We start from the raw sequence: 7,247 nt of genomic DNA, 5'->3' as shown, positions 1-7,247 counted from the left end.
AATACATCCGCATATCATTAGAAAATTCAATACCAAACATCGGGTCCATTAAAGTTTTGAATGGACTATTCTGGGTAGATGATTCATAACGGGCTTGGGCAGCCTTAATCTCTAAATTATAGACCAATGCCGAATCAATAAGGTCATTTAAATCAAGTGATTCACCCAAAAGAACCAAGAAAGTTGCGGGAATAAAGAATATTACCATTATTTTTGCCATCATTATTTATGACGAAATCACAAACAGAAAGTTACGAACATCTTGCAGTGAATTGTATTTGCCTGCCAAAATTGTAGTCCTATCTTAACAATGAACATTTACGCATCCTGAAGGTTGTAATTACCTTGTTATTCGTCCGGTTAAATCGGACGCTACATTTATAAAATTGTCACCAGCAGGTGCAGGAATCGCCACAATATGGACAGGGTGATTTTATATTTTTAGAATTTAGTCGCTCCTCAAGACATCTACACCTTTGATTACATTTTTCAAGTGCCTGATTTATTAAAACAGTATCACAGGTGCAGGCGTTCGGTTTTATATTTTTTAGGATCTCCATCTGTGCCTCATTTACTTCGGCAATTCTTTTTAGCATAGTTAATGTTCTATCTTCGTTGAGCGATTGTGAGAGATTATAGGCATTTTCTGTTTCACCGAGCATTGTAATGAGTATTGTTTCATCCACCTTTCTGTTTTTATTGAAGGAATAAACTAATTCTTCTTTACGCCGGTCAGCAAATTTAATATGGAGGACAGTCTTTCCCTCTGGAGTGAAAGTAAGTGAATATTGAATTTTTTCAGAGATTCTCTTGAAAGGATATAATACATCGCCAGGCATACTGCGAGAACTAAATAGTAGTCCGGAACCAAAAATAAGAATTGCAATAATAATTACTGCAAATACCCTACTTAAAGCAGGCTGTAGCACAAAAAATCTATTGAGAAGAGGGAGTTTCTCACGCTTATAAAAAATCTCTCTCGCCTCTGAGACTGTCCGTGCAATTGCTCTCTCACCAGGTTCAACCCTGGGTAATTCTTTAAATTCCTCTGCTATTTGTAATAACTCCCTTAATTCATCTTCATATTCAGGGTATTCTTTTATCTTCTCATTAACATCCCTACCTTTTGCCATCTCTTTTAGCAATTGGTCTAAAATCTCTTCAATCTTTAATTTCATATCCCTTTTTCCTGAAATATTCCCTTAATGATTTTAATGCGCGATATTGCAGGACCTTGATTGCACCCGTAGATTTGCCCATAATCTGAGCAATCTCATCGTTGTCATATTCCTGAATAAATTTCAATGTGATGACCTGAGCTTGCTCTTTTGAAAGATGTGCAATTGCCTCTTTTAACTTATCAATCCTTAAAATTTCCTTTGGATTATTATCAGCAGGCAACTCATGGGGCAATTCCTCATAACTCGTCTCTAATTTGTATTTACCTTTCCGATAATAGTCAATCAATGCATTTGCGGCAATCTTATAAACCCAGGCAAAGAAATTGCCTCTCTGTTGTTTAAGTGCCCTTACCATTTTTATAACCACCTCGCTCGCCAATTCTTCGCAATCTGCCTCATTCTTGACACGGTAATACAGATATTTATATATCCACTTATAGACTTCGCGGCACAATTCTTCAAGTGCCAGTTCATCGCCGTTCTTTGCCTTCCTAAGATTCTCAAGGATTGTTTCATCATTATATAGAGACGGAGATTTTTCCATTAAGTAATGCCCCTCAATTACCCAAACCTACAGTTCACTCCACTTCTTTCCCAGTTCGTCGCGCCTTGGCTTATAAACTGTTTCATAGAAATAGCGCTGGGATAAAAGAACCCCCTTGTCGTATTGCTTACAGATTCTTATCGCCTCTTCCCGGGCATCTTTGAATTTTTCACCGAACCTTGATTCAATCTGTCGGGCAAAATCCTCTTTGGTCTGAACTTCATTGCCGATGATAAAATACTGTCTGCCATTGACTTCCACACTATAGGCAATCTCATCACCGAGATTATAGATCTTAAAACTCTTTTTGAGTTTTTCAGCCTCTTTTGCTTGAACCGTTGCCTGTTTTATCTTAAACTCTTTTGGCGCGCCTTTTGGTGCACCCTTAAATCCTTTCTTTGCCGCGGCATAAAATATTGCCCGATTCAGACCAAAGGATTTTGCGGATTCAATCGGCAAGCCCAGGACAAAGGCGCGGGCCGCCTGTAAGGTTGCCATCACCTGGAATCTTCCTACTGCCATAAGACCTCCTCAATTATAAATACCTAAATGCCTAAAATGCCTAAATACCTAAAGATAAATATAGTCAATTGGTTGGGGTTAAGAGGCTGGTTTTTGACTAATTCTATCCCGCATCCCAACCCCAGCACATTAATCATCTTTACTTAATCTTCCGCCAGTGATGAGTAGCGATAGGTCCATCTTTACCAACCCAGTATGGTGAGTCAAGATTTTTTATGATAATCCCTTCTGCACCCTTTGCCACTGCCTTTTGAAAATCCTCTTTTATATCATTCAATCTCTTGTATTCAATCAATTGGAACGGCTTTATAAATTTCAATCTCTGCAGAATTTCCTTTCGCTTTTTCAATGGTAAATCACCAAGGAATTCACCATCTTTATAGATTATATCAAAGACATAGATAATCGGCTCTTTTTTCCTTCTTTTTGCAAATAGACTGGGAATGAACCTTCTGCCTCCGGTTGAATATAACTCGGTATCAAGGATCGTCCCTGATGGTAAATCTTTTAAATATGCAATTAGATAATCAAGGTCTTCAGTCCAGTTTGGTTTTTTTTCCAGTCTCCTTCCCCAGAACTCAATTTTTTTATTATCGTAGATAAGCACCTCCATCCTCCAGCCGTCAATCTTCGGCTCATATATCCATTCTCCTTCAAGTCTCTCTCCAAAATATGGAATTGGCTGCATAAGCCATACCGGACCGGTAAACACGGACAATTATACAATTACGGATGATTTTGTCAATGATTGGGGGAGTCCCCTCACCCTCTAATAATTTCTTTAAACCCTTTGGTTTTGACATGTTTATAAAAATAACGATGTTGAAGTTTAATCTGTCTTTTCAAGATACCATCATCTCTGGTTACATTTTTACCCAGGCTATTTCATCTTTATGATCTTTCTTATATCTATTCTATCTGCCGATTTTACTCTCAAAAAATAGACCCCTGCTGGGAGTTCATTTATTTTGTTTCCTTGCGGGTTGTTTTTCTTTTACTGTGCCCGAAGCTTCCCAGCAAACAAAGGAGGAAACAGGGTTTGCATTAAAGATGTTCGGTGTCCAGGACTGTGCAGTCTGTGATGGATTATACAGCTGTGGTGATAGTGTATCCATAGTGGGAAACAGATTATTTACCTGGGGATAGATAGTATCAACAGCAGTGCAGGTATGGCCATCTGAGTAGAAAGTTGCCATTAAGATGTCCTGCGAAATTGCATCCCAGCCTTTTGTGCTACCAACAATAAGATACCCCTCGCCTCTTGAATATATATTTGAAACTTTATCCAAACTATCGCTACCAAAAACCCGGGAATAGATATGACCGCCACCGCCATCAAACATGCTTATGAGGATATCTTTATTTATCCCCCATCTTGAGGTTGTGCCAGTAACCATCAATCGGTTAGCGGACACATTACAGATTGAAACCGGTATGCCTGCGGTATCTATCCTGCTATCAACGATCCATCTCGTCCATAAATTATTCCCCAGACTATCAAATTTTGCCACAAAAAGATCCCAGGTGTTTGATGACGGTCTGAACATAACGCCCGCAATCGCAAGATTTCTGTCTCCGGTTTCCGTAATTGCTGTGCCATAAGCCGGGTAAGGCAATGTCATTAATTTCGCCCAGAGATGAACACCATCGTTTCTGAATTTTGAAATCAATGGTATACGGGTAGATGAATTTGGAGCATAAAATCCGGTTACGACTACTGCACTATCATGGGTTTTGGTTGCACTATTGGCTTGTGAGCAATATTCATTTGCCATGGCGGTTTGCCATTGTAGATCCCCATTGGCATCAAATGCCGTAAGTAATAGATCCGGAAATCCTCCGGTGTAGGTGAGGCCGGCAATAATATAATTGCCATTGGGGACTTCAACTACCGAAAAGCCTATCTCGGATCTGTTATGATAAAATAGCCGTGTCCACTCATGATTCAGATTTGCATCAAACTTTGATATGAATAAATCCAACCAGGTAAAACTCTTTGAATATCCGACGATAAGAATCTTTCCATCCGAGGTAATAATCATGGAACAGGGATAATCATTCTGGGAAATTCTGAATACCTTTGTTAACAAATGGTTTCCTAAGACATCATACTTAGAAATAAATACATCCGTGCTCTCTGCTCCATAACTTTTTGTCCAGCCGACGACGATTTGATCGTTAAACATTGTAGGAGCAAGTGCAACAGCACTCTCGTTGTTCGTGCCCCCGGTCGTTTCCACATAATAAGCAACAACCGGATTAGAAGAAAGCATGCGCACTATTAAAACAAAGATGAGAGAAACTGGATTTACATGAGTGATAATCCATCCTTTATATTTTACCCTAATATATTATAACGATGTTTGAATTTTTATCAAGGGTAATTTGCAAACGGGTGATATACTTAAAAGTGTGGAAATTTTTCTTGAAATTGAAAGAAAAAGATGTATCATTCCTTATGGTTAAGGTAATTAAAAATGGCAGTATTTAATCCATTTTTCGTTTTATAGTTTCACCCCCCCGTATTGTTAATCAAATCCAAAGCACCTGGTCCCAAACAATACTAAAAATCCAATAATTAAGCAACAACGCATTAGCAGCTAATGCACTCCATCCCTCGTTGCTACATTCCACCGAGACTCCGATACATTATCCACTCACTTTTCGTCTCTATCTCAACAACACCACCTTCTCAATCTGCTTATAATCTCCAGCCTCTAAACGCACAAAATAAACTCCCGCAGGAACACGGCGACCCAAATCATCAGAACCATCCCACACCACCGTTGACCGTTCACCGTTTACCGTTAACCGAGAAAAATCTTTAACCATTCTACCGGTTACATCGTATATCGCAAGGCTAACCTCTGGTTCTGAAAGAACCATCGGTTCTTGAAGAAAGCCTTGCCCTACATTCCCGTTTGGATTCTGGGATTTGGAATTTGTTTGGGATTTGGTGCTTGGGATTTGAAATTTAATAACGCAGTGATTCTGGAATGGATTAGGATTAACATTAAACGCTATTGAAGTCGGTGAAGAAATCTGCTCATCCTCACTAATCCCCACTCCAACATTCGCCTTCGCCAAACAGGAATACTCACCCCAGCCCCACGCCGCATTATAACCACGCACATAATAATAATACTCACCCACCGCATGATTCGTAAAGGTATAGGTCGTATCCGTTATGTTATTCGCAATCACATTGACATTATTAAACAAACAAACCGGCCGAATATCATCAACATAAAAACCACCATTGAGCGTATACCCATCGGTCATAGAACGGAATCTGAAATAAACCGACTTACCAACCCAGTTCGCCAATGAATAAGCCTTGCGCACCCAGGAAGTCTGCGTACCGGTAAAACGCATCGTATCAAGATTGAACCACTCCTTCGTATTCTCCGATACCTCAACCACCGCCACATCATAATTATTCTCCAAGTTATAATAACACCAGAAGGTCAAGGAGTCTCCGGACTGAACAAGATAAGGATGTAATGTCCGTGCCGCACTATTCATATTATTGGTATTACCTGAGAATAAACTATAAGAACCTGAATGATGCTGGGCAGTTGATAAGCTGAATCCCTGCAATACCCATCTTCCTGAACCTGATTCAAGACTATCGGTCTTGATACTCGGATTAGAAAGTTCAACAAGTTCCCATTGGGTGGGATGGTTTTCGGTTGGATTCACTGGATGCCACCTGACAGTGAAATTCTGTCCTACATTTCCAATAGGATAAATCTGCGGTGGTGCCACCTTACCTTCAAGTAACGGTGGAATTGAATCCCGGCACAACTGGGCAAGGTATTTCAGCGCCTTGAAATTTTCATAGAAGATAGGGTCAAGCTGCGAAGTGCTTTGATAAAATGCGGTACCTATCTCGGTTGTATATGAAAGATTAGCAATCCCGCCAATCCAGTGGCACCAGGAGTACAACCAATCAATGCTACTCCCACTCACCGCATATAGAATTTCAGGAATCTGACCCGGAGTATATGTGCCGCCACTCAATTTATTTACCATTCCAGCCATGCGATTTCCAAATCTTGCACAGACAGTGCCATCGGGGATATCATTAGTAGTCCAGCCCCAACCCCACATCAGTAACTCACTGTAACTGTGATACGACATATATGCATTTATTATTTTTGTGCGTGCATATGTAATCAACGCCCTAACTTCATCACCTGAATAGGCATACGCTCCACAGAATGTTTCCTGTGATGGATAGTGGGTCGCCTGTCCCTCATCAACTGCACCCCAATCACCAGCGATATCATCACAACAGCCCCCATAGTTTCTATTCGGGTCTGTACCTGTGGCACCGCCAAATGGCTCACGATTCTTACGCCAGGATAACTGAGATGGATAATCATATACATACCCATCAACATTTATCACCGGAAACGCATATATCTCTATATTATCAACAATCTGCTTTATCTCATTATTCGTCGCATAAACCTTCGTTATTGAATCACAAAACTTGTAAACCACATAAGGAGTCGCCCACTCACGGGCATGATGACAACCATCAATCAAAAACCCTGGCTCGGTAGGATCTTCATAATTAGGATTATCCGAAATCTTCACCCCATATATCCAGCGACCCTGATATGTCCTTATCGGCAGTGAATCAAACTTACAGATTGACGGATAAGTCTGCGCCATCGTTCTCATCATCTGAACATACTGATCATAAGAATAATACTGACCCCTCACCTTCTCTTTCTCTAACTCTAAACTGTAAACTTGAACTTCATACGCCAGTCCTGAAGCAACAATTTTATCCATTGTATTACGGTCAGCCACAATATCATACCACACATTTGCCCTGCCCGTAGCAATATCAAGGTTGTATTTCGGCGATATACGAGCAAGGTCATCCCACCTGCCATACACACGCACAACCATTGTCTGGGCAGATAGAATACATACAACCATTAAAAAAACAGCCGCAAAACGCTTCATAATACCCCCTTTTCAAA

7 protein-coding genes are annotated in these 7,247 nt (G+C 40.3%); all 7 read right to left on the bottom strand.

The annotated features are described in order from the left end of the window. The coding region (locus tag ABIL69_03975) for a hypothetical protein (protein ID MEO0123143.1) at positions 1 to 220 on the bottom strand (220 nt) is incomplete at its 3' end. A 169-nt stretch (positions 221 to 389) separates the two neighbouring features. Beyond that, positions 390 to 1,178 (bottom strand): DUF5667 domain-containing protein, encoded by a 789-nt coding sequence (locus ABIL69_03970; protein ID MEO0123142.1) that lies wholly within the window; start codon positions 1,176 to 1,178, stop codon positions 390 to 392. After that, on the bottom strand, positions 1,162 to 1,725 hold the full coding sequence (locus tag ABIL69_03965; protein ID MEO0123141.1) for an RNA polymerase sigma factor: 564 nt from the start codon (positions 1,723 to 1,725) through the stop codon (positions 1,162 to 1,164). The genes ABIL69_03970 and ABIL69_03965 overlap by 17 nt, the downstream gene beginning before the upstream one ends. 27 nt (positions 1,726 to 1,752) lie before the next feature. After that, positions 1,753 to 2,247, bottom strand: a complete 495-nt coding sequence (locus tag ABIL69_03960; GenBank protein MEO0123140.1) for a hypothetical protein — start codon at positions 2,245 to 2,247, stop codon at positions 1,753 to 1,755. A 139-nt stretch (positions 2,248 to 2,386) separates the two neighbouring features. After that, positions 2,387 to 2,959: a hypothetical protein gene (locus ABIL69_03955; protein ID MEO0123139.1), complete on the bottom strand. Its 573-nt coding sequence runs from the start codon at positions 2,957 to 2,959 to the stop codon at positions 2,387 to 2,389. A 247-nt stretch (positions 2,960 to 3,206) separates the two neighbouring features. Continuing rightward, complete coding sequence (locus ABIL69_03950; protein MEO0123138.1) at positions 3,207 to 4,520, bottom strand: hypothetical protein; 1,314 nt, start codon at positions 4,518 to 4,520, stop codon at positions 3,207 to 3,209. A 397-nt stretch (positions 4,521 to 4,917) separates the two neighbouring features. After that, positions 4,918 to 7,230 (bottom strand): M14 family zinc carboxypeptidase, encoded by a 2,313-nt coding sequence (locus ABIL69_03945; protein MEO0123137.1) that lies wholly within the window; start codon positions 7,228 to 7,230, stop codon positions 4,918 to 4,920. Positions 7,231 to 7,247: the final 17 nt, after the last annotated feature.

This window comes from candidate division WOR-3 bacterium, assembly GCA_039802005.1.
Classification (GTDB): Bacteria; Hydrothermota; Tepidihabitantia; order SM23-42; family JAOAFX01; genus JAOAFX01.
This window is presented reverse-complemented; position numbering and strand designations above follow the sequence as displayed.